We start from the raw sequence: 24401 nt of genomic DNA, 5'->3' as shown, positions 1-24401 counted from the left end.
GAAATCAAGCGTGAAATGGCAACAACATCTGAAAAAAAGGCACCCCGAAAGAAGGCTGCTTCGAACGGAAAGACCACTACTACCAAAGAAAAATCGACCAAAAAGCGGCTCGACCTTCATGAAGCCCTGAAAACCTACTTCGGCTTCGATTCGTTCAAAGGCAACCAGGAAAGGATCATCGAGTCGGTTTTGGCTGGCAAGGATACCTTTGTTATCAAACCTACCGGAGGCGGAAAAAGTCTCTGTTACCAGCTTCCGGCGCTGGTAAGCGACGGAGTGGCCATCATTGTTTCTCCCCTGATCGCCCTGATGAAGAACCAGGTGGATCTTATCCGGGGATACAGCAGCAACGACAACGTGGCCCACTTTCTGAATTCTACCCTGAATAAAAAAGAGATCAAAGAGGTGCACGATGACCTGTTGAACGGACATACAAAAATGCTCTATGTAGCACCGGAAACCCTCACCAAGCAGGAAAACCTGGAGTTTTTCAGCGATTTGAAGGTTTCATTCTTTGCGGTTGACGAAGCACACTGTATCTCGGAATGGGGACACGATTTTCGTCCCGAGTACCGCCGCCTCCGTGAAATGATGGTCCAGATCAACCCGGATGTACCCGTGATCGCTCTGACGGCCACGGCCACACCCAAGGTGCAGAGTGATATTGTGAAGAACCTGGACCTGCGGGAACCGAAGATCTATATCTCTTCGTTTAACCGCCCCAACCTGTATTACGAGATCCAGCCCAAGATAAAAAAGGACCTTACCCTGAAGCACATGGCGAAGTTCATTGTGCAGAACAAGGGCAAGAGCGGGATCATTTATACCACCAACCGGAAAACAACGGAAGAGCTGGCCGATATGCTGGCCGCGAATGGCATCAAGGCCGTGGCTTATCATGCCGGCCTGGATAGCAAACTGCGGTCAAAACGCCAGGACCAGTTCTTAAATGAAGATGTACAGGTCATCGTGGCCACCATCGCCTTTGGAATGGGTATTGATAAACCGGATATCCGGTTTGTGATGCATTATAATATCCCGAAGTCTATTGAGAATTATTACCAGGAGACCGGTCGCGCCGGAAGGGATGGCCTCGAAGGAAAATGTGTGCTCTATTATTCGCACAAGGATGTATCCAAACTGGAGCACCTGATGCGCGACAAACCGCTTAGCGAAAGAGAGGTCGGCGCCCAGCTGATCAACGAAACAGTGGCCTTTGCGGAAAGTGGTGTCTGCCGGCGCAAGGTGCTGATGAGTTATTTTGGTGAAGAATATGAAACAGAGAATTGCGGAAGCTGTGATAACTGTCTCCACCCGAAAGAACGCGTAGAAGCCAAGGAAGAAACGATGACCGTGTTAAAGACCATCAAGGCGCTCGACGAGCGTTTTGCCACGGACTACACCGTCAATATCATCATTGGAAAATTAACCCCGCAGATCAAGATGTTCCGTCACGACGGCATCGATGTATTTGCCGGGGGTAATGATAAAGAACCTCATTTCTGGAATTCACTTGTCCGGCAGATGCTCCTCGAGGGGTTGCTGGAAAAGGATATTGAGGAATATGGGGTGCTCAAGATCACGAAGAAGGGGAATGATTTTTATAAAAAACCCAAGTCCTTCCCCATTGTGCTCAACAACCTGTTTGAAGAGGCCAATGCCGATGATGACGAAGGGGCCGAGACAGCCGCCGGCGCCGCGGCAGACGACAGGCTTTTTGAAATGCTTAAAGAGTTGAGGCAAAAAGAAGCCAAGAAGAAGGGCCTGCCACCATTTGTCATCTTCCTGGAATCATCCTTGCAGGACATGGCCACGCTTTACCCCATTAAGGTGGATGACCTGGATAAATGCCAGGGCGTGAGCAAGGGCAAGGCGGTACGGTATGGGAAGCCGTTTGTGGAAATGATCGCACGGTATGTAGAGGAGAACAATATTGAAAGACCCGACGATTTTGTGATGAAGAGTGTGGTGAATAAGAGTGGGAACAAGGTCTTTATCATTCAGAATGTAGACAAAAAGATTCCGCTGGAGTCTATTGCGCGGAGCAAGGGGATGAAGTTGGAGGAGATGCTGGAAGAAATGGAGACCATTGCCGCGAGCGGCACCAAGCTCAATTTGGACTACGCTATAAATGATATGCTCGATGAATACGAGCAGGAAGATATCCTCGAATATTTTAAAGGTTGTGAAACATCCAGCCTTCAGGTGGCACTCGAAGAACTTTCGGAGCATGATTTTACCTGGGAGCAGTTGAAGATCATGCGAATAAAGTTCTTGAGTCAGTATGGGATGTAGTAGCGTTACGGAGGAATAAGCTATTAGCCATTAGCATTTAGTTATTAGCCGTTGTGCCCCGGTTGTATTGAAGGTAAAATAAAAAAGCAGGCCTTTAAGCCTGCTTCGTGGTGTGGGGCGGGATCGAACCGCCGACACAAGGATTTTCAGTCCTTTTCCGCCTGCGGCGGATACCGCACCGATAAATTATCTAGATAATTTTGAATGATTCTTTTTATTTCTTCTCGACCTTTTCCAGTCTTTAGATATTTTTCCCTCTTCATTGCCTCAGCCTTCTTTTCAAAAGGTTCGGTGTGAATCAAAGTCCACGGCCTGTAGCGAAGTGTAAATCCGGAGGATTCAGCAATATTATGTTCTTCAAGTCTTCGCTCTACGTTAATGGTGAAACCGGTGTAGGTTTTACCTGAGGATGCGGAATGTAGAATATACACGAAAAACATAGGGACAAAAAAACCCCTGCAATTGCAGAGGTTTTATGTGGTGTGGGGCGGGATCGAACCGCCGACACAAGGATTTTCAGTCCTTTGCTCTACCAACTGAGCTACCGCACCAAGTATTTTTATCTTCCTTTTCCGCCAGTGGCGGATACCGCACCATTTTTTCCCGTAAGGGGCAGCAAAAATAGGTTATTCACAGGAAATCCAGAAAAAATTAGGTCTTTGTTTTACGGTTTCCCCGACAACGATCGCTGCAGTACTTTACTTCCTCCCAGACCTTTTCCCACTTTTTACGCCAAAAAAAGGGTCTTCCACAGGTTAAACAGATCTTTTGTGGCAAATCCGACTTCTTTTTCATTTTCATACCCAACCCGCAAAATCCATTTAATTCGTGTTTATCTGCCCATGTATACCATCAAGATCTGCACATCACTCGGGTTTACCCCGCTGATTCGACTCGCCTGGCCAAGCGTGCGCGGCTTGATCTTCTTGAACTTTTGCATGGCCTCGGCCGATAGGGCTTTCAAGTTATCATAATTGAATGCCTCGGGAATAAGGAGGTTTTCCAGCTCCGACATCCGGGTCACCAATTCGCGCTCCTTTTCTATATAGGTCTCGTATTTTACCTGGATACCGGCCTGTTCAATGATCTCAGGGTCATAAGCGCTTAATTCCTTCCTGAGAAATGGCACAGCCGCGGCCAATGAATCAATATCTATATCGGGGCGCAAGAGGATCTTGGCCAGTCTTTGTTTTTCCGTAATTATTGCCGAACCGATCGATGTTAGATATCCATTGATGACAGCGGGTTCGACGGGTGTATTTTGTAAAAATGCTTTGATCTTCTCCACGCCTTCTTTTTTGGCCAACACGCGTTGATAGCGTTCTTCATCGGCCAGCCCAATGGCATGGCTCATTTCTGTCAAACGCAGATCGGCATTGTCCTGACGCAGAAGCGTGCGAAACTCCGCGCGACTGGTAAACATCCGATAAGGTTCCTGCGTCCCCTTCGTGATGAGGTCATCGATCAACACACCAATATAGGCCTCGCTTCTTTTTAAGATCAATGGTTCTTTTTCATTGATCTTTTGATGTGCATTTATTCCGGCCATCAATCCCTGACAAGCCGCTTCTTCATAACCCGTGGTTCCGTTTATCTGCCCGGCGAAGAAGAGGTTTTCAACTAGCCTGGTCTCCAGACTATGGCGCAACTGTGTGGGTGGGAAATAATCATACTCGATCGCATAACCCGGACGAAACATCCGCGCATTCTCAAACCCCGGCACAGTACGAAGGGCTTCGTATTGAATATCTTCTGGGAGTGAGGTAGAGAATCCGTTTACATAGATCTCAACCGTATTCCATCCTTCGGGTTCCACAAAGAGTTGGTGGCGGTCCCTTTCCGCGAAGCGGTTGATCTTATCTTCTATGCTTGGGCAATACCTGGGCCCTACTCCATCAATACGTCCGGCAAACATGGGACTCCGGTCAAATCCTTTTCGGAGGATTTCGTGTACACCAGGATCTGTATAGGTGATCCAGCAGGACCGTTGTTGGGTCGGTTTATTTGTTTTCTTGAATGAAAAGCCTTTGATATCCTCGTCCCCGGGCTGTTCCTCCATTTTTGAATAGTCCAGACTTCTTCCATCTACCCGTGGTGGGGTCCCGGTTTTGAGCCGGTCGCTTTCAAATCCGATGGATACCAATTGCTCGGTAATCCCAGTAGCGGCTTTTTCCGCCATGCGTCCTCCGCCAAAGTTCTTTTCTCCCACATGTATAACCCCGTTGAGGAAGGTCCCGTTGGTCAATACCACCGCTTTTGCCATGATCTCATGTCCCATGCCGGTGATCACTCCCTGGCATTTTCCGTCTTTGATCACCAATCCACGCACCATATCCTGGTAAAAGTCGAGGTTTTTGGTCCCCTCCAGCATTTCCCGCCATTTCTGGGAAAAAAGCATGCGGTCGCTTTGCGCGCGGGGGCTCCACATGGCCGGACCCTTGGATTTATTCAGCATCCGGAACTGGATCATGGATTCATCCGTTACAATCCCCGAATATCCCCCGAGGGCATCCACTTCACGCACTATCTGGCCCTTGGCAATGCCACCCATGGCGGGGTTACAGCTCATTTGGCCAATGGTCTGCATATTCATGGTCACCAGCAGCACCTTGGAGCCTAGATTGGCTGCCGCGGCTGCCGCTTCACAGCCGGCATGACCGGCGCCTACCACAATGACATCATAATTGGGAAACATAGCGTGCAAAGGTAGGAAATTGGGAGGGATGGGGAGGTTTCACGTGGAACGTGATTCACCGCAGAGAACAAGAGGACGCGGAGGTACGCAGGGAGAGTTGTTAGCCATTAGCTCTTAGCGAACCTTTTGCGATCAGGGCTTCGGCCTAAGCGACCTAACTGTAAAATCTCTGCGTACCTCCGCGTCCTCTTGTTCTCTGCGGTGAAAACAGCCCCCCAGTTCCACGTGGAACTATTTCAGATATTGCTGTAGATAATAACCCTCCTTAGCCCGCATTTCCTTTATCTCCCCCGGTTTTTTGTCTTTAAACCCACATAAATGCAGTAATCCATGAAAAATAACCCGGTGAAGCTCCTCTTTTACCGAAACGCCCAGGGTTTTCGCATTGTCCCGCACCCGGTCAATGCTGATATATATCTCCCCACTAAGGGTGGAAGGGGATTCAGAAAGATCAAATGTGATGATATCGGTGTAGAAATCGTGCTTGAGATACTGGCGGTTGATATCCAGCAGGGCCTTATCTGTGCAGAAGATATAATTAAGTGAACCCAGGCTTTTCCCTTCCTTCTTTGCCAGTCGGCCAAGGAAGGCCTTCAGGCGCGTGCGATCACGGAGAGGGAGGGTGGTGTTCTGGCTGAAGAAGTAAATGTTAGGCATTTTGGGTTTTTAGTTTCTCGCGGCGAACGCAAAGATAGATGCGGGCGCAGCGGTCTTGCTATTTTCGGTATTAGGCCAGCCGTGGCGCTCGCTTAATTCTTTGCGTTCGCCGCGAGAAACCCTCCAAAATTCGTAAACAAATCCCAGCCAACAAGGTTAGTTTTGTACCATTCAAGACGAAACATGAAATTATCAGACCTTAAGCCCGGGCAGGAAGCAGTGATCACACACTTTGAGAACAATGAGATCTTCCTCAAACTGATGGAAATGGGCTGTGTACCCGGCGAAAGGATCCTGGTAGAACAGGTAGCCCCGCTCGGCGACCCGATCTCCGTCAGCATCTCCGGCTATCAACTCAGTCTCCGTATCAGCGAGGCCGATAATATCATGGTTGATATAATTAATTGATTATCAATTAGATGAAGATTGCCCTCTACTTTGGTTCCTTCAATCCTGTCCATGTAGGACACCTCATCATTGCCAACCATGTGCTGAATGAAACCGACGTGGAACGTTTGTGGTTTGTTGTTTCACCCCATAATCCCCTCAAACAGGAAAACGGGCTGCTCAATGAATACCACCGGCTACACCTGGTGCAGACCGCCATTGGCGATGATCTCCGGATGAAAGCATCGGATATCGAGTTTCATTTACCCCGCCCATCGTACACCATCGATACACTCACTTATTTAAAAGAAAAATACCCCGAGCACGAATTCCGGATCGTGATGGGGAGCGATAGTTTTAGCAATATCAGGAAGTGGAAGAATTATGAGCTATTGCTCCGCGATTACAAGATCCTGATCTATCAGCGACCCGGGTTTGTCGTACAAGCCCCCGAAAATGCCGACACGCTTATCCTCCAGGCGCCCTTGCTGGAAATTTCGGCTACACGTTTACGTGAGATGATCCAAAAGGGGAAGTCAATTCGATATATGGTGCCGGATAAAGTGCGGGAGGAGATAGAGGCGGGGGGATATTATAAAGGGTAGTTTCTCGCAGCGGGCGCAAAGGTATCTGCGGACGCTAAGGCCTTACTATATTCGATCATGGGCCGCCCGTTGCGCTCGTATTTATCTTTGCGCCCACCGCGAGAAATTAAAAAACCACCCCCAACAACAAACACCCCGCCACGATAACCGGTGCCGGCACGCGCGTATACTGCATCAATAAAAACGTTCCGGAGATTACCAGCGCATTGATCAGGCTGCCCCCGCTCATGGCCAGCAAAGAAATATCCTTCATCAACACCAGCGTGGCCGCGATCATGATCCCCACCACCACGGCATTGATCCCCTCGAGGGAGCGGTAGACCGCCGCATACTTTTTAAGATTATGCCATATCGGGAAAAAGAAAAGCACCAGCAGGGCGCTGGGCAGGAATATCGCGATCGTCCCGATCAAACAACCCAACAACTGCATACTCGTTCGCTGCTCCGGGGTATTCCCCAGGTCCTTTAAAGCCATACCTCCGGTAAATGACGCGATGCTGAAAACCGGTCCCGGCATGGCCCGCACGATCCCCATCCCCGTGTACATATCATCTTTATCGATCTGCACCACATTCTTGTCTTTTTCCTTGACCGCCTCGGGACGGATACAGAATTGCTCATACATCAGCGGCATCAGTACCTGTCCGCCACCAAATACATAACTCCCCATCCGGTACACGTTCTCAAAAAGGTTGATCACTTTCCGGTTGGGCAGGTCACGCTTCTTCGCGGTTTCACTCGCGATCCCCGCGAGAATAAAGATGATCGCGAAGAGCCAGATATTCCACCATTTGATCTTCTTTGGCTTTTGGTGAACCTGTGGGATCCTTTTCCGGCTTAGGTTCGTGGCAATACCACCGGCCACGATCAACACCGGGAAGATCCAGGGTTGATTGAAAAAGATATAGGTCAATATGGACCCCACGATCATGATCACCCAGGTGATCGTATTCTTAATGGAAATATGAAAGGCCATTACCGCCGCATAGACGAGAAAGCCTACGGCCATGGGGGGAATGAATTTGAAAATATCTACATGCAGCGCGCGCTTGTCAATATAATGCAGCAGAAAGGAGAGGGCCCCCATCATGATACTCGCTGGAAGGATCCAAACGATCAGTGTGACCACCGCCAATGGAACACCGCCTCGTTTATAGCCAATGAGCGTGAGGGTTTGTGTGGAAGAAGCGCCGGGGAGGAGTTGACAAAAGGCGTTGTATTCCATCAACTCCGATTCGGTGACATAGGGCGTTTTGTGGACAAAGGTTTTTAACATCATGCCGATATGCGCCTGCGGACCGCCAAAGGCCGTCAGGCTATGCAGGAATACCGCCCGTAAAAAATGCATATGGCGCAAAAGCATGGTTGTTAAATATACTGATAATTCCAGTTCATCGAAGAGAACATGATTCACCGCAGAGTATCATATACTCTGCGGTGAAATCCATAAATTCACGTATGCGAATTTCCATACTAACCACACTGCTCCTTCTGGCCAGCCTCCTCCATGCCCAGGACCCCATTCAAAAAGCGATCGACAAAAAATCACAGGAAATAAAAGACAAGGTCATCCAATGGCGGCGCACCATTCACGCCAGCCCCGAGCTGGGTAACCGCGAGTTCAAGACCTCGGCCTTTATTGCCGCGCATTTAAAAAAACTGGGGATCGAAGTACAAACCGGTGTGGCCAAGACCGGCGTGGTCGGGATCCTTAAAGGCGATAAACCCGGCCCGGTGATAGCGCTTCGTGCGGATATGGATGGATTGCCTGTAAAAGAAAGGGTGGATCTCCCTTTTAAATCAGTCGTGGAGGCCGACTACCTCGGACAAACCGTACCGGTGATGCATGCCTGCGGACACGACGCGCATGTGGCCGTATTGATGGGCACGGCCGAAGTGCTTGCTTCGATGAAAAAGGACTTGAAAGGAACAGTGAAATTTATCTTCCAGCCCGCCGAGGAAGGTCCCCCGGGTGATGAGGAAGGCGGCGCGGCCCTGATGGTCAAAGAAGGCGTGATGGAAAACCCCAAGGTGGACGCCATTTTTGGAATGCATATTGAATCCGCCGTTGAGCAGGGTACATTTGAATATAAACCCGGCGCTTTTATGGCCTCATCCGATTGGTTTACGATAAAAATAAAAGGCAAACAATCACATGGCTCACAACCCTGGCTCGGGGTGGACCCCATTGTAGTGGGTACCGAGATCATCAACGCGTTGCAGACAATCGTCAGCCGCGAATCCGATCTTACCAAAGCACCGGTGGTGATCACGGTAGGAAAGTTTCACAGCGGGGTACGTCCCAATATCATTCCCGAAGATGCCTTACTCGAAGGCACCATACGCACGCTGGATAAGGACATGCAAAAAAAGACCCACGAGCGTATCCGCACCCTGGCAACCGCCATTGGTGAGGCCATGGGGGCCGAGATCGAAGTGATGATCGATACCAAAACATTGGTGACCTATAATGCCCCCGCCCTGGTACAGAAGATGATTCCCTCGCTGGAGAAAGCCGCCGGCAAGGGAAATGTAAAACCGAGAGAGTGGGTGACAGGCGCGGAGGATTTTTCTTACTTTGGTGAAAAGGCCCCGGCCTTCTTTATTTACTTTGGGGGAATGCCCAAGGGCACCGATCCTAAAAACGCCCCACCGCATCATACACCCGATTTTTATATTGACGATAGTATGTTGGATGTGGGGGTGAAGGGGTTTTGTTATTTGGTATTCGATTACAAGAAGGATTGATTTCACGGATTAAACGAATTACACGGATTTCACGAATTATTATAGATGGATAGAAGATTAATTGGGTTCAGGGGATTTTTTACCGCTAAGGCACAAGGACGCCAAGGAGCGCCAGAACTTAGCGCCACTTTGCGCCTTCGCGCTCTGCTGGTAAAAGCCTCTGCGTTACTCTGCGTCCTCCTGTTCTCTGCGGTGAACCTCTTCTCCCAAAAGAAGGATCATCGCTTAGAGCAAAAAATACTGCCCTTGCTCCAAGGCTACCAGGGAGACATTGGTATATATATTAAAAACCTCCGCACGGGCAAGACCGTTTCCTACCAGGCAGACACCATTTTTCCCACCGCGTCCATCGTCAAGATCCCCATCATGATCGGGATACTCGACAAAATGGAGAAAAAGGAACTCGACTATCACCAGGAGTTCATTTACCATGATTCCATGTTATATGCCGGGGTGGATATCCTCGGGTCATTCAAGTCGGGTGAAAAGATCGAACTCAGTAAGCTGTTGATGTTGATGCTCACCACCAGCGACAATACCGCGAGTTTATGGCTACAGGCGATTGCCGGTACGGGTACCCGCATCAATGAGATCATGGACAGTCTCGGCTTTCAACATACCCGTGTCAATTCCCGCACACCGGGTCGCGAGGAAAACAGAAACCAGTATGGCTGGGGGCAGACCACCCCTCGTGAAATCGCCACCATGATTGAGAGGATTTACAGGATGAACATTGTCAGCAAGGGTTTTTGTGAGCGTGCCTTGCGACTCCTTGGCCGGAATTATTGGGATGCTGAGGCTTTGTCGCAGATACCGCCCACTGTGGAGGTCTTTAGTAAGAATGGGGCCGTGAATGCCAGTCGCAGCGAAGTGTTTTTGGTCAACGCCCCCCGCAATCCCTATCTCGTAGCCATTTTTACCAAGAACAACAAGGACCAGAGCTGGAACCAGGATAACGAGGCCTGGAAGCTGACAAAGGAGATCTCGAAGTTGTTGTGGGCGTATTTTTCAAAATGATTTCTTTACACCCTTTGTCCCGGGACTTCAGCGCACAGCACACACGAACAAAGGCGCAGACACCTACTTTTCAGAACTATTATATGGAATATAGCCATGCCACTTCCACGGGATGCATGTTTGACCAACCAGGGTTTCCACGAGTTCCTGAAAAATGGATTCCCCATTTTCGCTATTGATTAAGAGAATAATGGAAACGCCTTTGTCAATAAAATTAATATTGTAATTTCTCCAGGCACCGCCATTGCCTTCCTTAAAAAAGGCTTTTCCATTTGGGCAGTCTAATAGTCCCCAACCCAGGCCATAAGAAAGATGAATAGCGTCATTCTCGGTCGTGGTTTCGGTTGTTAAAGGGGGAAATTGAGTGAGGGAATGGATCTTTATCTGAGGGCTAATCATTTCCTTGAACAATTTTTTTGTCAAGCCTTTCCCTTTCATGATATGCTCTACGAATCTGGCATAATCAGCAATGGTTGTTACCAGCGAGCCTCCGGCTACTGCTTCTGTACGTTTCCTTTTTATATCTATAGCGCCGTTCGTCATATGACCAACCGCCACATTTTCATCACCAAAAGAAGGGTGCCATACATAACCGGTCCGGGTCATGTTAAAGGGCTTAAAAATGTATTCGACTGCCAGTTCATCAATGGGCTTTTTGGTGATTTCTTCTTCCACCAATTGCAATAACTTGAACCCTTCACCTGAATAGGCGTATTTCGAACCTGGTTCGAAGTATATTCTCATAATCCCAAGCGAATCTTCCACGCCGGTTGTTGGATGAAACCAGCGAATGTTGGGCAACCCGGTTGTATGGCTTAAACACATTCGGGCCGTGATTAATTTCCAGCGATCATCGGTTTTTAAGTCAGAAAAGTACTCGTATTCTCCGATGGGCTTGCTTAAGTATTGATAGAGCGGTTTGTCCAGGTCCAGGATTTTTTCCTGCACTAGTTTCAGGGTCAAATAGCCAAAAACAGCCTTGCTAAAAGAAGCGCCGTACATAATGGAGGCCGTATCCAGCCATTCATTTTTAGGTTTGTTTTTATATCCGTAGGATTTTATAAAAACCGTCTCTTTATTGTTGAGAACGGCCAGGCCCAGCCCTTGAACATTCGCCGCTTCCATTAAACGAGTAACTGTTTTGTCGATTTGTTCTTCGGTGATCTTCCGGCCATCCAGGGTTATTACCGGCTTATTTTGGGCGAACAGGCCGGTATAAGCGAATAATAGAATGGGCAAAAACGAAAATGCTTTTTTCATGTCTTGGGTTTAAGGAATGGAATGATTAAAGGGCAGAATACTGTATTTCCATGCTTGTACAAATGTATGGTTATGGCGCCGCCTATTTACGGGCATTTTAGCGGCGTGCTTGCGGCATTTCAGTAGATTTTCTATGGAAATCAGCGGATTGGGGATTTACGCTATAAAGGATTTCGTGCGGCGAGAAGTTAAAATCAATGCGTCCAGTTTTCAAGTTTGCCATTATCCTCAACCCAAATTTCAATGTAAATTTCCTCTGCGATCGGCTTTCCCATGTCTTTGATGATATCAAATTTCACCGACTTAAGTGCATTTAATATATTGTTGATGCAATATTCATATTCGTTCTTATCATAGGATTCTTTGATTTCCTCCGCCGAGAGTAGCATTCTCACTTTTGAAACACTGCCATTTTCGTCAATTGTTATCATGTATTTTTCAGAACAATCATAATCATAACCGTTTTTCCATTTCGCTTTTTTTAGTTTTTTGAAAAGCAGGTCTGATATTTTGCTTTTGTCCCGGCGGTTAATTCTGTTTGGGTCGTTAATATAGTTTTGAACATCCTCTGTTTTTAGAATGATTCCATTAGAAATGCTAATGACCTTTTCACGCTCATAAATCACATAAAACACACCATCCCAACGCAGTACTTTGTTGGTCAACGGAAATTTGATATCATTTGAAACCCAATACATGAAGACGCGCTCATTCAGGAATTTATCCTTAAAGAGGGTTTTCAGTTTTTCAACGGAGGCAAGCTTGTTAATCTTACCGCTACTACGTGCACCACACCCAATAATATCAACCAGAAAAAGGCTGTCATTCTCAATTTTATATATGGCCTGGTATCCTCGCCAGCAACTAAACGAAGATCCTTCCCGGAAACTAAGACCAAACAAGCTTCCATGATCCGGTTTTTCCTGCAGTTGGAAGTATTGCTCAAGCATTAAAGTATAGGTAGCCATCGTGTCGCCCTTGTAGATGATGTAGTCTGGAACCTGCGGACTGGCAAGGGGCTTTAATGCACAAAGCGTTAGAAGGATTATCAGAATGGAGGCTAGTGGAGGCTTTAGCATGTCCGGTTTTTAGCCAGGATGATCCGTGTTGGTTTTTTACATAAGCTTGGGCTCATTTTATTCTGTGAGATTGTATTTCCCTTACTGTTTGCTTTGAATCTACAGAACCATCTTCACTTCAGTTTCATTTGAGCAAAATAAGGATGGTCGGGGTTGACCACCAATTCCTGTCGCTGTGGATGGATCAGCACGTCCATATCCTCCAGAGGTATACTGCCCAGCAACGGCTCTGCATCTCCCGGAAGTACCAAGGCCCGGCAGGTTGTTTCCCGGTTTTTGAAACGCAGCTCAACATTCGCCACCACATTAAATTCAACAATATGGCCATTTGCCATTTGCGCCTTTCGTGTTTCCACGATAGGTAATTGCAATTGCTCCTGGATGTTTTCATTGATGCAAAGCATGATGGCCCCCGTGTCCACCAGGGCCGGAACGGTGATCCGCTTTATGGCATCCCGGTCTATAAGTCTTCTTCTTTCCAGGGCGAGGTCATCACCATTGATCAGTTCTATTTCGGCGTATACGAGTCCCATTCGTTGGTTATTGTGGCGTAAAACTAATCGAATGGGTTGGGTTGAGAAACCCGGTTTATGCGATGGATTGTGGGGTTTATTGCGGCGTAGAAAAGCCGAATCTAAAGAGCAACCTGATAATATCATTTGATACTATCACTAATGATGAAATGACGAGGTTTCAAACTCGGGAATTGTGTTTCTCGCAGCGCACGCCAAGTAAGCAGCGATCGCAGCGGCTCTCTGATATTCGACGTTAGTTCAGCCGCAGCGTCCGCCATCTTCTCTGCGTGCGCCGCGAGAAACCACTAACTATTCGATTTCACCTCCAGATCCAGTAAATACCTCTTCCTCCAAAGCCCCCCACCATATCCCGTCAGTTGCCCATCGGAGCCAATGACCCGATGGCAGGGAATTATAATAGAAATCCGGTTCATGCCATTCGCGTTGGCCACGGCCCTTACGCTTTCCGGACTTCCGATGGAAATCGCCTGTTCCTTATAGGATCTTGTCTGGCCATAGGGGATCAATTGCAAGGCGGCCCAAACCCTGTTTTGAAAGTCAGAGCCAGGCGTGTGTAGCGGGACAGAAAACGTTTTTCGGCTGCCTGAAAAGTATTCCGATAACTGCGTTTCCAGTAAATCAAAATGCGGATTGTTGCCCTGTATGATTGTTGCGTTTAACCGCCTGGCAACCGACTTTAATTGTGTTTCCAGCATTTTTCTGTCGGTAAACTCGAGCAGGCAAACACCCTCGCCGGTGGCACAGGCAAGCATGGTACCCAGGGGTGTTTCGATCCGTTTCAGGTCAATGATGTTTTGTTGTTTCCCCTGTTTGGGCGAAACGCCAAATATGTTCTTGAATGATTCGCCAAAGCCGCTCAGTGACTCAAACCCTGCATCAAAGGCGGTATGCGTGATCTTTTCGCCTGTTTGGATCTTCTTGAAGGCCGAGTTTATGCGCAGCATGCGTTGATAGGCCTGAAAGGTGATGCCATGGTTTTTCAAGAACCATCTTCGTATCTGGCTCGGCTCAATTCCTTTTTGTTTCAGGTCTTGGTCCTTGAATTTTATACCCGGGTTTGCCGCGAGCGCATCCATGATCTCCCGGTATCCGGCGGGTGTATGGTTTAATGACTGCAAGGGGTTACATACCTTACAGGCCCGGTAGCCCTTGAGCATACATTCTTTTGTTGTCTTTAGAAATTCCACATTCTCCAGCTTCGGTTTGCGGGCTGTACAGGAGGGTCGGCAAAAGATGCCCGTTGTTTTCACGGCTGTATAGAACAGGCCTTCAAAGGAGCTGTCCTTTTCCATGATGGCCCGGTACATTATTTCTTCAGTGAGTTTCATGCGGAAAATAAGCTGCTAAATGATTGTTCGGTTAAAATACTTTTTGTCATATGCTCCATGGAGGCGTATACATATTCATTCAGGAAATCCCCCATACTGATTCTTTTCACCCCCAGTTTTTCCAGCGTACCAAAATTTGGCAGTCCCGGCCGGCACATCACATTTACCGGCAGGGTTGCTTCCAATACAATCGCGCCGATCCCTTTTTCGTCAACCAGGCCCGGGAAAAACAGGCCATCAGCGCCCGCGGATTCATAGATCTTTATCCGTTCCAATCCTTGCTGAAGGGCATCCGGCCCATTTACCAGAAAGGCATCGCAACGAACATTGAAGAACAAGTCCACGCCCTGGCTTGCCAGGATCGCTTTTAGTTCTTGTATTAGTTCAGCAAACAGCCCGGGTTCTTTGAGCGTTCGTTTCCCATTCACCAGCAGGCTGTCCTCAATATTGATGCCTACCACGCCCAGTTTTGCCAGGGCGATCATGTTCCCGGCAATTTCCCCGGCGGTTTGTCCATAGCCCCGTTCCAGGTCAACCGACAGGGGGAGTCTTATGTGTTTTCGAATTTGTTCCACGCCGTACAGCAGGCTGTCAAAGGGCATTTGTTCCCCGTCCTCAAAACCCAGGGCATGGGCCATGGCCGCGCTCGAGGTGGCGAGGGCTTTGAAGTCCAGTCGCTCAAAAACCCGGGCGCTCTGCACATTCCATACATTTCCGATCAGCAGCGGCGTTGGACCCGCGTGCAGGGCTTTAAAATGCTGGTAGGCGTTCATTGATTATCCTTTGAAAGCAAATATAGTTTTTGGGGGCGGGGGCAAACAACCGAAAAATGGACAAGTATTTTTTGGGGGGTATTTCTCGCGGCGGGCGCGGAGGAAATGACGGACGCGGCGGCGGTACTAAATTCGAAAGGCGGAAGACAATGGGGTGTTTTAACCGGCCTTAACCAAATGATTTTCTTTTATGACCCATATATAATAACCCACTAAAATTATATTGGCAATTGCCAAAGAAAGAATTGCGGTATAGAACCACCTCGTCTCTCCACTGAAGTAGGAGAATACACCAATAATAAGGTATCCGCCGGCATAAAGCCCTTCAACCTCTGCCAGCTTTTTATACCAGGTCTTTTCGTCAGCCAACATTTTTCCCTTCTTTACCCAATACCTGACAATATAACTTATCATGAAAACGAACATGGATCCGCAAAAAAGGGGAATAGAGATATAAGCGCCATCCGGACTATCGACCCCCCTTTCCAGGTGAAGGGCTTGAAAGGCCATGACCAGACTAAGGATGGAAATGATATCCAGCGCCAGGCTTCGCGGGCCATACTTATCCTCTGGAAACAAGGAGGAGTTAATAAAATCACAGAGATAAAATGTTAGTGTTACCAGCAGGAGAATGATCTTCAGAAAGGCCAACAGCGGAGCGGTTTCAAATGAGCTTAGCAATGGTTTATAAAAGGCAGGCTGAAAAAATCCGGCAATTACCGAATAGAGAAAAGTGCCCAGGAAAGCAGGGTAAAGTAGGTTGATACCAAGCGTGCGAGGAATATTTTTAGCCATGGACAAGGGTTGTGGGAACGGGCAGGAATTTAGGCTGAGGGTGCGGGTTAGGGGCGGAATAGGTGTAAAGTAAGGAAAATATTTTAGGTTTTCTGGTGGCTATTAGACTAGCATCAATTTCCAAGCAGCGCAAATATCCTCAAAATTAATACCCGCATTTGCCGGACTGGAACTTGGAAGCGAAATGTACCTCAAACCACTTTGTCTCTTGAAGAATTTATTGAAAAGTAATTCAGCCTTCTTCCCATTAAAGCCGATGGCGGTTAGGTTTTTATGATTGGCGATAAACGCCTCCAGGTCATTGGGTTCTTCATCTTTCATAGCACTGTCCATACTCCCGTTTCGGGTGGCTTTGTGCGCGACGTCCCAAACGCCGATCCCGGACTTAAGCAGAAACTCCTTTTTCTCCGCATAGGTAACCGGCATCTCCTTGTTTGTAATAGTTGACAGGATCTTCCAAAACCGGTTTCTGGGATGGCCGTAATATTCGCCGAGTTCGAGGGATTTGTCACCTGGCAAGGATCCTAAAATCAGGATGCGTGTGTTTTCGTTTGAAATTGGGGGGAAGGAGGTTTTTTTAATGGGGTTATTTTTAGAATTTGTCAACATCTATAAAATATAGGAAAAAAAGGCTACAGGAAAAAAGCTGTTTAAATTGTTAAATCGTGGCAAGGTTGGTTAAACGTTAGCGGCAAACCCAATGTTGAAAGCTGTTATTTGTTATAAAGAATCTTAATTTCCGTGTTTGACTTTTTAAGCTTAAGAGAATGTTTCATAGTGAAGCCATTAGTAGTATCTGCCCCTGTAATCAATAAGGTGTCCTTTGATACCCATTTAATGTCAATCCTTTTATTACTGACAAATATTGTATTTTCCCGATCTCCTTTAGCTATTGTATCTGAGGTTTCAATTATTCTAACGGCATATGAGGGTGATGTTGTTGCACCACAATCTGTAATTGTATTTATAGCTTGAACATTATTGTCAGGATTAGGGATACGCCGCCAGACTTCCGTTTCGCAGGAACCAGCTAAATCGAGACACCCTATAAAAGGAAATGTCAAAAAAAGGGAACTGAGTGAAACAAGCAGATAAAATGGAGGTCTTCTATTCATAATGAGTTCTTGATAGTTAAATGTCTCACAAATGGCATACGGTCAGAGCTTGCTGCTGTGCTGGTAATATATAATGTCCAGCCCGAAGCAGATGCTGATTGAAAAACTGATGATGAAGATAACAACAAAAGCTGATAGAATTCCGTCAGCCGGATATAGGCTGTTATCGATATGAAGCAGAGAGTATATTTGTCTGCCGGCATAGCAGCAAACTCCCTGTTGTATGTTCGCCCTTCGTCTTGGTGATTTGAATTGAAAGTCTGTGTCCACCGTGGCAGGGTATGTCCCGGAAGCTTTGGAACAAGGCAGGCTCTTTTGCAAGGTTGGCTTTTGTGTATTGGCATTGTGTGCCTTGCAAATGTGCCTGACCTGGGGCGTTGGTCTTTACCAATTAAAATGATATTGGAACATTGTATAAGTTCATGTGTTCCTGTTTTTCTAAACGTAAGAAGTTACGCATAGGAGTAGTTAAATACACTTTAGTTTTTATCTCCTCATTTGAAAGGTTGCCGTATTTTGTTATCACACTTTTAATTACTTCGCCTGTCGTTCCATTTAAATGCTGATAACTGCTGAACAAGTTTTTTGAAAAGCCAACATATAAATTCCCGTTTCGTTGTCTAATTTCTAACTCGGGCATTCCCTTTTTTAGTTTCTGTATATGCAAGTCAGTGCAATAAGGCCCATCTTTCTGTCTTACAATATAAGCATTAGTTAATCTCTCATTATACTCTTTGAAATAATTATATTCAACAAGGTAATAGAGTTTATGAAGTTTGAAATAGTCTATGCTGCTCACATTCATTAATATCTCTTTTACAATTGGCATGATATCCGAGTTTGCCTTTTGCGTTTTTGTTGAGGTAGGCTTCTTATTTAAACGCTTCAATTGTTCTGCCACAAATTGATAATCGCTTCTTTGGTTGGCAAAGCTTCTGTGCATCATTGCTCTTTGTCCAGGGTGATAAAGAGGTATTAAAATTCTGTTGTACCAATCATTAGCAGTTCTAACAGCGTCCTTCAAAATTAAATTGTGTGGCGAAGTAAATCGTGTACTTTCCAGAGCAGTTGCACCTAATGTAACTACAACTTTAGGATTAATAATTTTAATTTGCTCTGCAAGATGGTCAGCACAATTTTGAATTTCAATTTTTGTAGGAGTAGAATTATTGCCTTGTTCGTCTTTGGGATTACATAAGACAGCATTTGTGACAAAAATTCGTGAACGGTCAAGTCTTGCAAATTCTAGAAGCTCTTCAAAGTTATGTCCTGATTTATCGCCGTGAAAAGGAATTCCGCTATTATCTGCACCTAACCTACCGGGGGCTTCACCGATAAACATAATATCTGCATTAAGTGAGCCAGCAGACCTATTCAAAACACGTAAACTGTCACACATCCGAGAGCATTTCACACACTTTTGAACCCTTTCACATAAAAGGTCAAATTCATTTACATTAAAAAGAGATATTTCCATATATTATTACCAAGTCAGATTATTTAAAAAACCTGCCACCAAAGGTCGCCTTTTTAACTCATAATGCAAGGATTGAACAGTGATACTTCCCATTGCCTTATTGGTTTTATTACAAACAAACTCAAGAAGTCTCGCCAGACCAATGTAATTGCCTAATGCTTTAGTGAGAAAGTCATGATTACGATACACAGCTGATAAATGAAGGGCATTATTGTAAAATCCGAACTGTACATACTGCAAACAAGGGTTTCCGATTACTCTTGTGTTATTATCTGCATCAATAGACGACACATGCATGATGTAGCAAGCCTTTTGGTCATTTGTTCTTGTATTTATTCCGTCAATGATTGGCTGTAATTGATTTAATTGATTTACGCCAAACTTTGTAAACCTTAAAAAATAGTTTCCCCATCTGCTACGGTTCTTTCTGTGTAAACCTTTTCCTCGTAGATAGATTTGTTCATGTTTATCATAAAATTGAGTGTTACTCAAATTTGCAGACCGTAAATAGAACTTATAAGGAAAAATGGTATTAATTACATCGTTTAATTGCGAAGATGTAATTACACCTGAATTTGTAATTTCAGTCAATTGAACATTGGTAAAAGCAAGTGGATTCTGAATTTCTACAAGTAGGTTAAATCCATCTCCATTTTGAAGAATGTGCTGGCAGACATCCCTCCATGCAGTTAAACAATTATTTGATTGTATAAGATGTGCCATTAAGAGAGAAATTTTATAGTTCTGGTTTTAAGGTTTAAATAAATTTTTCCGCCATTCTTTGCTTTTAATTCTCTATAAACCGCATAACCATCAATTATTGCCTTTTCCCAAAGTGAGCTGGAAATATTCTTTGTTTCAAAATTTCGAACCATTCCTTTAATTGTATTGAGAATATCAAAATCAATTACTGTAATGTCTTTATAGAAATTGTGGTCTTTTGCATGTTCATACACCATTGCAGAAACTGCTTCTTCAATAATCTGTGCTCTTGCACCGTCTTCCACATTATCAATTTCGGGTTTTGATTTTCTTTTCTTTCCTAAGAGCTTTCTAATAACGGGAGACCAACCAAATGTAGCCATGTAAGAGAAATGAAATACATCATGAAATCTGTACCCGTCTGCCTCATGAGCATTATCATCTAACTCATTACCCAACGGTTTTCCGTCAATAAACATTCCTATTTTTCCGGTTGTTCCTTCTTTAAATTCAACTGTGAATTCTCTTGGTAGTTTCTCATTTTCTGGAAAATCTTCGTCGTAAAGCTTGTCTGGAAGAAAATTATTTAAGTGATCCCAACGCTCCTCTGTCCATGAAAGATTTGCCCTCGCAACATCATCTAAATTTATTCCCATGTCTCCCGCAAGAGTAGAAATGTACCAAAGTACATCACCTAATTCTTTTTTAAATTTCTCATTGAAGGTTGTGTAGGACTGCCCATCACGTAGACGTTTTTTATGTTCACTTGCAACCGAACCCATTTCGCCAATCATTCCCAATAGGGGTATCAATCGGTTTAATTCGTCGCTATTATTTTTCCTTTGGTCTGTGCCTTTGGCTAACTCTTGATATTCGTTGAATTCCATATTTTAAAGTTTAAATGACATTTTGTAAAATACAAATTTGTCTGTTCACTAATGTTATTTGCCGATGTGTTGATTAGATGCTAATAAGAATTCCGTCAGCCGGGGTGGATGGGCCATGTGTTGGAATTTTTAGCTCTTTGCAAGGTTGGCTTCCGTATTCTGGCTTTGTGTGCCTTGCAATGTGCTAAAAATTGCGTGGGGTTGAGTGGCAAAGTCATGTTAGTTTGAATTTAAGTAGGATGTTGTTTAGGGTGACATACAACGGGCAGGAATTGCCGATGGTGGGGAATTTTATATTCGTCCGCACGGAACCGCTGCCTGGCTTTTTTATAAAGTTAAATTTTAAGAACTAAAGCTGGGCTTTATTCGTCGTGCCCCGCACTACAGCACCGCAGAATTATTGCTGCTCATTACTTCAATGTCAAGCCCCAAAATTGGCAATACCAATGTTATAGGCTGTTAATATGTTGGTCAATTAGTTCAACTATTTTGTCAATAGGAACACAAACAGAAAAACCAGAGTTTGCAACTTCTACATTTTTAATCCTTTCTCGATTGTTATACCATGTTGTTTCATAGGGAATATACTGCGATACTAGTCCCACAACTCTAAAGTAATCGTCCTCACCTTGCTCTATAACTGGTCCACCGGAATTGCCTTGATAAGAAGGACAATCAATAATGAAAGTTTCTTCTTTTAGATTTACACCAGAAATGATTCCTTTTCTTATCAAAGGCTTTGTAACGTCAAAATATTTACTGTGGGTCAATCCCAGAGATGTTGGATATCCCATCAAATAAACTTCATTGGCAATTCTAATCTCATTGAGTTTCCTAGTTGCTTCAATATCTAATGATGTTACATGTTTAGCCGATTGCTCGATTAAACGTACTGCTTCATTTAAATCAAGTTTTGCTGGACGCTTATGGTCACCTGTCTCATGCTTCAAGTGTCCCGTTGGGGTAGAAAGATGTTGGTTTTTACCCAACAAGATTATACAAACATCTGAAGTTAAAGATTTAAATATTTTAGCTTTTGTTAAGTCAACTTCAAGCGTAAGTGTCCCGTTTCCTAAGGGTGACGATTGACATGTCAAAATTAATGTGTCACCATAAAGTTTATCATTCTCGTCGTAGAATACATGCTTTGCGGAAACCAAGAAATTGAAGCCTTTGTATTTTAGCCGGAAACCTGAACCCTTGGATTTTCCTTGATCAATGGAAAGAAGGACAGAATACGAGAAATTGTCTTCATGTATTTTCATTTCGTAGAGTGTGTCAGTTTAATCGCCTATAACGCGTGCAGTGACGCAATACCCATTTTACCTTAACATATTTGATTTATACTCAATGATTTGCTATATAGATTAATGTAATTTATTACACACCCTCTCGCACGCACAAATACTTAAGTACACGATTATTTCAAAAAGGAAAAAGCGCTACACTCTTTAGCCAACAACAATAAGGCGGGATCTCTCGGTTAGGCAGGACAATGGATAAGGTTCCCCAGAAAGATATTCATCTTTCTTATTCCACAAAAAAAATCAAGTATGATTTTAGCTCGGCTAAGTAAAAACACTTATTCGCCAACAAAGTACACAGCCACGATCAGGCCCTTTTCGACTTTGTAGATAGCAGCGGCATGCAGGGGCGGACTGTTTTTGTTGAAGATGACGGATTCTTCGTCGATGATGGTGTTGCCGAGGATCATGCGGCTTTTGAGAGTGCAGTGGAGATCGGGGGTGTTGGTGAACATGTCGGCGTACTCTTTGCGCATGGTCTCCTTGCCTTTGTAGAGTAAACGGTTGGGAAAGAAATACACGGCCACAGAATCGGAATAGGGTTTGAGAAAGGCTTCAATATCGCGTTTGTTATAGGCATCGAGTTGTGCCTGAACGGGGGCTACTGGGTCCTGGGCGTAGAGGGTTCCAGATATTAAGAGTAGAAATAAAAATCGCATTTTATGAAGTTAAGGGTTTTGTGCTTTGTGTCCTTCGTGCCCCCTTTGTGTCCTTCGTGTCCTCCTACGCAAGTCCGGCGTAGGAGGACACGAAGGACACAAAGGAGCCACGAAGGGCACGAAGGAATACATTTTTGCAGATTGAGGATTCCTTTTTAACCTTTGCCCGAATGCTTTACATATGAGAAAAATATTTACCACGCTTGGTCTTTTAGCCAGCATGATAGCCGCCGCACAATCTGACTGGAAACCAGCCTCGCAGCGCCTGCTCACGGAATGGGTGGCCGATCTTAACCCGCAAAAACCCCTGAACGAATACCCGCGCCCGCAGATGAAGCGGGATAACTGGACAAACCTGAACGGACTCTGGGACTTTGCGATCGTTCCCGCCTCCGCACCAGATGGGATACCAACCCAAATGGACGGTAAGATCCTGGTGCCCTTTGCGATCGAATCGTCGCTGAGCGGCGTGGGCGAATTGGTGGGCCAGGACAATGTACTCTGGTATAAAACCTGGATCGAAGTGCCGGCCAAACGAAAAGGCAAATGGCTGCTGCATTTTGGGGCGGTTGACTGGCGTGCAGAGGTCTATGTAAACGGGCAAAAACTGGGTAGCCACGAAGGGGGCTATGATCCATTTAGTTTTGATATCTCGGGAGCTCTGGTGAAAGGCACGCGTCAGGAAATCGCCGTAAAAGTATGGGACCCCTCAGACGACGGCCCGCAACCACGGGGCAAACAGGTAAAAAGACCACACAGCATCTGGTACACCCCGGTCACGGGTATCTGGCAAACGGTATGGCTGGAAAATGTACCCACCTCCTATATCGCCTCGCTGGATATTACGCCCAACCTGGATAAGGAAGAATTGAAAGTAAAAGTAAATGTGCAAGATCTGCAACCGGGTGATGAAGTGCTGGTATCTGCCTGGTACGAGCAAAAGATCATTGGTTCGGGAAATAAATCGGGCGATGAGTTTACGATCCTGGTCCCGGATGCAAAAGCCTGGTCACCGGAAAACCCTTTCCTGTATGACCTGAAAGTGCAATTGTTTAGAAAAGGCAAACCGGTGGATGAAGTAGGTTCCTACTTCGCGATGCGCAAGATCTCCATGATAAAAGACGCTAACGGCGTGCAACGCATGGCGCTGAACAATAAGATCCTTTTTCAATTTGGTCCCTTGGATCAGGGTTGGTGGCCGGATGGTTTATACACCGCGCCCACGGATAAGGCGCTGGCTTACGATATCGAACAGACAAAAGCGATGGGCTTTAACATGATCCGCAAACATGTAAAGGTAGAACCGGCCCGCTGGTACTACCACGCGGATAAACTGGGAATGCTGGTATGGCAGGATATGCCCAGCGGAGATATGGGTGGAAATATCTGGATGACACGTCCGGCCACCGTAACCGCGCAACCACTGGATAAAAAACGAAGCGAAGCCTCCACCGCTATTTATAAGAAGGAATGGGAAAACATCATCCATTCACTCCAAAACTTTCCCTGTATCGTGGTATGGGTGCCTTTTAATGAAGCCTGGGGACAGTTTGATACCAAAGCGATTGCTGACTGGACCGCCGAATTGGATCCTACCCGACTCGTGAATGCAGCCAGCGGGGGTAACTATTTCAATGGCGCGGGACATATTCTTGACCTGCACAATTACCCCGACCCGGTAATGCCGGATGCGGAAATCTTTGGAAGCACACAGGTACTGGTGCTGGGTGAATACGGAGGACTGGGCCTGCCGCTGGAGGGACATACCTGGCAGGAAAAAGATAACTGGGGCTATCAGAGCTTTAAAAATGCGGAGGAGCTGACAAAGCGGTATGGACAAATGATCGATGAGATATCGACGCTTATCCCGCTGGGTTTATCGGCGGCTATTTATACCCAGACTACAGATGTGGAGGTAGAGATCAATGGGTTGATGACGTATGATAGAAAGGTGGTGAAGATGGGGGTGGAGAAGATTAAGGAAATGAATAGTAAGTTATTTGATTAGTTTGGTTTCTCGCGGCGGACGCTAAGAATTTAACGGGCGCTACGGCTGTACTTAATTCGATAAAAGGTATGCCG

24 protein-coding genes and 2 tRNA genes are annotated in these 24401 nt (G+C 45.8%); 6 read left to right on the top strand and 20 right to left on the bottom strand.

Annotated elements, in window-relative coordinates; translation table 11 throughout:
* Positions 1–15: 15 nt before the first annotated feature.
* Positions 16–2295 carry a DNA helicase RecQ gene (gene recQ, locus J0M30_02730; protein MBN8666389.1) on the top strand — a complete coding sequence of 760 codons (2280 nt, stop codon included), beginning with the start codon at positions 16–18 and terminating at the stop codon, positions 2293–2295.
* Between the two features lie 108 nt (positions 2296–2403).
* Here the strand turns inward: recQ and J0M30_02725 are convergent.
* The 6 genes from J0M30_02725 to ybeY form a co-directional block, all read right to left on the bottom strand.
* Positions 2404–2475: transfer RNA gene (locus J0M30_02725), tRNA-Phe, on the bottom strand.
* Positions 2442–2735: a GIY-YIG nuclease family protein gene (locus J0M30_02720; protein MBN8666388.1), complete on the bottom strand. Its 294-nt coding sequence runs from the start codon at positions 2733–2735 to the stop codon at positions 2442–2444. Before J0M30_02720 ends, J0M30_02725 begins: the two co-directional genes overlap by 34 nt.
* Before the next feature lie 38 nt (positions 2736–2773).
* Positions 2774–2846 (bottom strand) — tRNA-Phe (locus J0M30_02715).
* A 100-nt stretch (positions 2847–2946) separates the two neighbouring features.
* On the bottom strand, positions 2947–3072 hold the full coding sequence (locus tag J0M30_02710) for a DUF2256 domain-containing protein (GenBank protein MBN8666387.1): 126 nt from the start codon (positions 3070–3072) through the stop codon (positions 2947–2949).
* Between the two features lie 55 nt (positions 3073–3127).
* Positions 3128–4990 (bottom strand): tRNA uridine-5-carboxymethylaminomethyl(34) synthesis enzyme MnmG, encoded by a 1863-nt coding sequence (mnmG, locus tag J0M30_02705; protein ID MBN8666386.1) that lies wholly within the window; start codon positions 4988–4990, stop codon positions 3128–3130.
* A gap of 231 nt (positions 4991–5221) precedes the next feature.
* On the bottom strand, positions 5222–5647 hold the full coding sequence (ybeY, locus tag J0M30_02700; GenBank protein ID MBN8666385.1) for an rRNA maturation RNase YbeY: 426 nt from the start codon (positions 5645–5647) through the stop codon (positions 5222–5224).
* Positions 5648–5830: 183 nt separating this feature from the next.
* Between ybeY and J0M30_02695 the strand changes: the two genes are divergently transcribed.
* Positions 5831–6055, top strand: a complete 225-nt coding sequence (locus J0M30_02695; GenBank protein MBN8666384.1) for a ferrous iron transport protein A — start codon at positions 5831–5833, stop codon at positions 6053–6055.
* An 11-nt stretch (positions 6056–6066) separates the two neighbouring features.
* Positions 6067–6639 carry a nicotinate-nucleotide adenylyltransferase gene (locus J0M30_02690; protein ID MBN8666383.1) on the top strand — a complete coding sequence of 191 codons (573 nt, stop codon included), beginning with the start codon at positions 6067–6069 and terminating at the stop codon, positions 6637–6639.
* 106 nt (positions 6640–6745) lie between these two features.
* On the opposite strand, the gene J0M30_02685 is transcribed toward J0M30_02690, so the two are convergent.
* Positions 6746–8002 carry a chromate transporter gene (locus tag J0M30_02685; protein ID MBN8666382.1) on the bottom strand — a complete coding sequence of 419 codons (1257 nt, stop codon included), beginning with the start codon at positions 8000–8002 and terminating at the stop codon, positions 6746–6748.
* A 95-nt stretch (positions 8003–8097) separates the two neighbouring features.
* Between J0M30_02685 and J0M30_02680 the strand changes: the two genes are divergently transcribed.
* Entirely contained in the window at positions 8098–9387 is a 1290-nt protein-coding gene (locus J0M30_02680) for an amidohydrolase (GenBank protein MBN8666381.1), read from the top strand.
* A gap of 45 nt (positions 9388–9432) precedes the next feature.
* Positions 9433–10404: a serine hydrolase gene (locus J0M30_02675; GenBank protein ID MBN8666380.1), complete on the top strand. Its 972-nt coding sequence runs from the start codon at positions 9433–9435 to the stop codon at positions 10402–10404.
* Positions 10405–10467: 63 nt separating this feature from the next.
* On the opposite strand, the gene J0M30_02670 is transcribed toward J0M30_02675, so the two are convergent.
* The 13 genes from J0M30_02670 to J0M30_02610 all read right to left on the bottom strand — a co-directional run bounded on the left by J0M30_02670 (position 10468) and on the right by J0M30_02610 (position 22319).
* Positions 10468–11664, bottom strand: coding sequence for a beta-lactamase family protein (locus J0M30_02670; protein ID MBN8666379.1), 1197 nt, complete (start codon positions 11662–11664; stop codon positions 10468–10470).
* Positions 11665–11858: 194 nt separating this feature from the next.
* On the bottom strand, positions 11859–12743 hold the full coding sequence (locus J0M30_02665) for a hypothetical protein (GenBank protein MBN8666378.1): 885 nt from the start codon (positions 12741–12743) through the stop codon (positions 11859–11861).
* A gap of 113 nt (positions 12744–12856) precedes the next feature.
* Positions 12857–13276 (bottom strand): clan AA aspartic protease, encoded by a 420-nt coding sequence (locus tag J0M30_02660; protein MBN8666377.1) that lies wholly within the window; start codon positions 13274–13276, stop codon positions 12857–12859.
* Positions 13277–13563: 287 nt separating this feature from the next.
* On the bottom strand, positions 13564–14607 hold the full coding sequence (locus J0M30_02655; GenBank protein MBN8666376.1) for a bifunctional transcriptional activator/DNA repair protein Ada: 1044 nt from the start codon (positions 14605–14607) through the stop codon (positions 13564–13566).
* A complete protein-coding gene (locus tag J0M30_02650; GenBank protein MBN8666375.1) occupies positions 14604–15380 on the bottom strand; it encodes an isocitrate lyase/phosphoenolpyruvate mutase family protein in 777 nt (258 codons plus the stop codon). Before J0M30_02650 ends, J0M30_02655 begins: the two co-directional genes overlap by 4 nt.
* A gap of 159 nt (positions 15381–15539) precedes the next feature.
* Positions 15540–16175: a hypothetical protein gene (locus J0M30_02645; protein MBN8666374.1), complete on the bottom strand. Its 636-nt coding sequence runs from the start codon at positions 16173–16175 to the stop codon at positions 15540–15542.
* A gap of 102 nt (positions 16176–16277) precedes the next feature.
* Positions 16278–16784: a DNA-deoxyinosine glycosylase gene (locus tag J0M30_02640; protein MBN8666373.1), complete on the bottom strand. Its 507-nt coding sequence runs from the start codon at positions 16782–16784 to the stop codon at positions 16278–16280.
* Between the two features lie 104 nt (positions 16785–16888).
* Positions 16889–17290, bottom strand: coding sequence for a hypothetical protein (locus J0M30_02635; protein ID MBN8666372.1), 402 nt, complete (start codon positions 17288–17290; stop codon positions 16889–16891).
* Positions 17291–17681: 391 nt separating this feature from the next.
* Positions 17682–18767, bottom strand: a complete 1086-nt coding sequence (locus J0M30_02630; protein MBN8666371.1) for a DUF4065 domain-containing protein — start codon at positions 18765–18767, stop codon at positions 17682–17684.
* Between the two features lie 6 nt (positions 18768–18773).
* Entirely contained in the window at positions 18774–19490 is a 717-nt protein-coding gene (locus tag J0M30_02625; GenBank protein ID MBN8666370.1) for a hypothetical protein, read from the bottom strand.
* The gene (locus J0M30_02620) at positions 19490–20356 is read right to left on the bottom strand and encodes a nucleoside triphosphate pyrophosphohydrolase family protein (GenBank protein ID MBN8666369.1); all 867 of its coding nucleotides are present in this window, start codon (positions 20354–20356) and stop codon (positions 19490–19492) included. Before J0M30_02620 ends, J0M30_02625 begins: the two co-directional genes overlap by 1 nt.
* Before the next feature lie 449 nt (positions 20357–20805).
* Complete coding sequence (locus J0M30_02615) at positions 20806–21621, bottom strand: trypsin-like peptidase domain-containing protein (protein ID MBN8666368.1); 816 nt, start codon at positions 21619–21621, stop codon at positions 20806–20808.
* Between the two features lie 317 nt (positions 21622–21938).
* The gene (locus J0M30_02610; GenBank protein ID MBN8666367.1) at positions 21939–22319 is read right to left on the bottom strand and encodes a nuclear transport factor 2 family protein; all 381 of its coding nucleotides are present in this window, start codon (positions 22317–22319) and stop codon (positions 21939–21941) included.
* Positions 22320–22500: 181 nt separating this feature from the next.
* Here J0M30_02610 and J0M30_02605 point away from each other — a divergent pair, with 181 nt between their 5' ends.
* On the top strand, positions 22501–24327 hold the full coding sequence (locus tag J0M30_02605; GenBank protein ID MBN8666366.1) for a beta-galactosidase: 1827 nt from the start codon (positions 22501–22503) through the stop codon (positions 24325–24327).
* Positions 24328–24401: the final 74 nt, after the last annotated feature.

Source organism: Chitinophagales bacterium (assembly GCA_017303415.1).
Classification (GTDB): Bacteria; Bacteroidota; Bacteroidia; order Chitinophagales; family Chitinophagaceae; genus SpSt-398.
Note: the sequence above shows the minus strand (reverse complement) of the source record. Positions and strands in the feature narration are given on the sequence as shown.

What these genes read in the sequence shown, in the direction of transcription:
- recQ (MBN8666389.1), top strand. Translation starts at nt 16, where the DNA reads ATGGCAACAACATCTGAAAAAAAGGCACCCCGAAAGAAGGCTGCTTCG.
- J0M30_02720 (MBN8666388.1), bottom strand. Translation starts at nt 2,735, where the DNA reads ATGTTTTTCGTGTATATTCTACATTCCGCATCCTCAGGTAAAACCTAC.
- mnmG (MBN8666386.1), bottom strand. Translation starts at nt 4,990, where the DNA reads ATGTTTCCCAATTATGATGTCATTGTGGTAGGCGCCGGTCATGCCGGC.
- ybeY (MBN8666385.1), bottom strand. Translation starts at nt 5,647, where the DNA reads ATGCCTAACATTTACTTCTTCAGCCAGAACACCACCCTCCCTCTCCGT.
- J0M30_02695 (MBN8666384.1), top strand. Translation starts at nt 5,831, where the DNA reads ATGAAATTATCAGACCTTAAGCCCGGGCAGGAAGCAGTGATCACACAC.
- J0M30_02690 (MBN8666383.1), top strand. Translation starts at nt 6,067, where the DNA reads ATGAAGATTGCCCTCTACTTTGGTTCCTTCAATCCTGTCCATGTAGGA.
- J0M30_02685 (MBN8666382.1), bottom strand. Translation starts at nt 8,002, where the DNA reads ATGCTTTTGCGCCATATGCATTTTTTACGGGCGGTATTCCTGCATAGC.
- J0M30_02680 (MBN8666381.1), top strand. Translation starts at nt 8,098, where the DNA reads ATGCGAATTTCCATACTAACCACACTGCTCCTTCTGGCCAGCCTCCTC.
- J0M30_02675 (MBN8666380.1), top strand. Translation starts at nt 9,433, where the DNA reads ATGGATAGAAGATTAATTGGGTTCAGGGGATTTTTTACCGCTAAGGCA.
- J0M30_02670 (MBN8666379.1), bottom strand. Translation starts at nt 11,664, where the DNA reads ATGAAAAAAGCATTTTCGTTTTTGCCCATTCTATTATTCGCTTATACC.
- J0M30_02665 (MBN8666378.1), bottom strand. Translation starts at nt 12,743, where the DNA reads ATGCTAAAGCCTCCACTAGCCTCCATTCTGATAATCCTTCTAACGCTT.
- J0M30_02660 (MBN8666377.1), bottom strand. Translation starts at nt 13,276, where the DNA reads ATGGGACTCGTATACGCCGAAATAGAACTGATCAATGGTGATGACCTC.
- J0M30_02655 (MBN8666376.1), bottom strand. Translation starts at nt 14,607, where the DNA reads ATGAAACTCACTGAAGAAATAATGTACCGGGCCATCATGGAAAAGGAC.
- J0M30_02650 (MBN8666375.1), bottom strand. Translation starts at nt 15,380, where the DNA reads ATGAACGCCTACCAGCATTTTAAAGCCCTGCACGCGGGTCCAACGCCG.
- J0M30_02645 (MBN8666374.1), bottom strand. Translation starts at nt 16,175, where the DNA reads ATGGCTAAAAATATTCCTCGCACGCTTGGTATCAACCTACTTTACCCT.
- J0M30_02640 (MBN8666373.1), bottom strand. Translation starts at nt 16,784, where the DNA reads ATGTTGACAAATTCTAAAAATAACCCCATTAAAAAAACCTCCTTCCCC.
- J0M30_02635 (MBN8666372.1), bottom strand. Translation starts at nt 17,290, where the DNA reads ATGAATAGAAGACCTCCATTTTATCTGCTTGTTTCACTCAGTTCCCTT.
- J0M30_02630 (MBN8666371.1), bottom strand. Translation starts at nt 18,767, where the DNA reads ATGGAAATATCTCTTTTTAATGTAAATGAATTTGACCTTTTATGTGAA.
- J0M30_02625 (MBN8666370.1), bottom strand. Translation starts at nt 19,490, where the DNA reads ATGGCACATCTTATACAATCAAATAATTGTTTAACTGCATGGAGGGAT.
- J0M30_02620 (MBN8666369.1), bottom strand. Translation starts at nt 20,356, where the DNA reads ATGGAATTCAACGAATATCAAGAGTTAGCCAAAGGCACAGACCAAAGG.
- J0M30_02615 (MBN8666368.1), bottom strand. Translation starts at nt 21,621, where the DNA reads ATGAAAATACATGAAGACAATTTCTCGTATTCTGTCCTTCTTTCCATT.
- J0M30_02610 (MBN8666367.1), bottom strand. Translation starts at nt 22,319, where the DNA reads ATGCGATTTTTATTTCTACTCTTAATATCTGGAACCCTCTACGCCCAG.
- J0M30_02605 (MBN8666366.1), top strand. Translation starts at nt 22,501, where the DNA reads ATGAGAAAAATATTTACCACGCTTGGTCTTTTAGCCAGCATGATAGCC.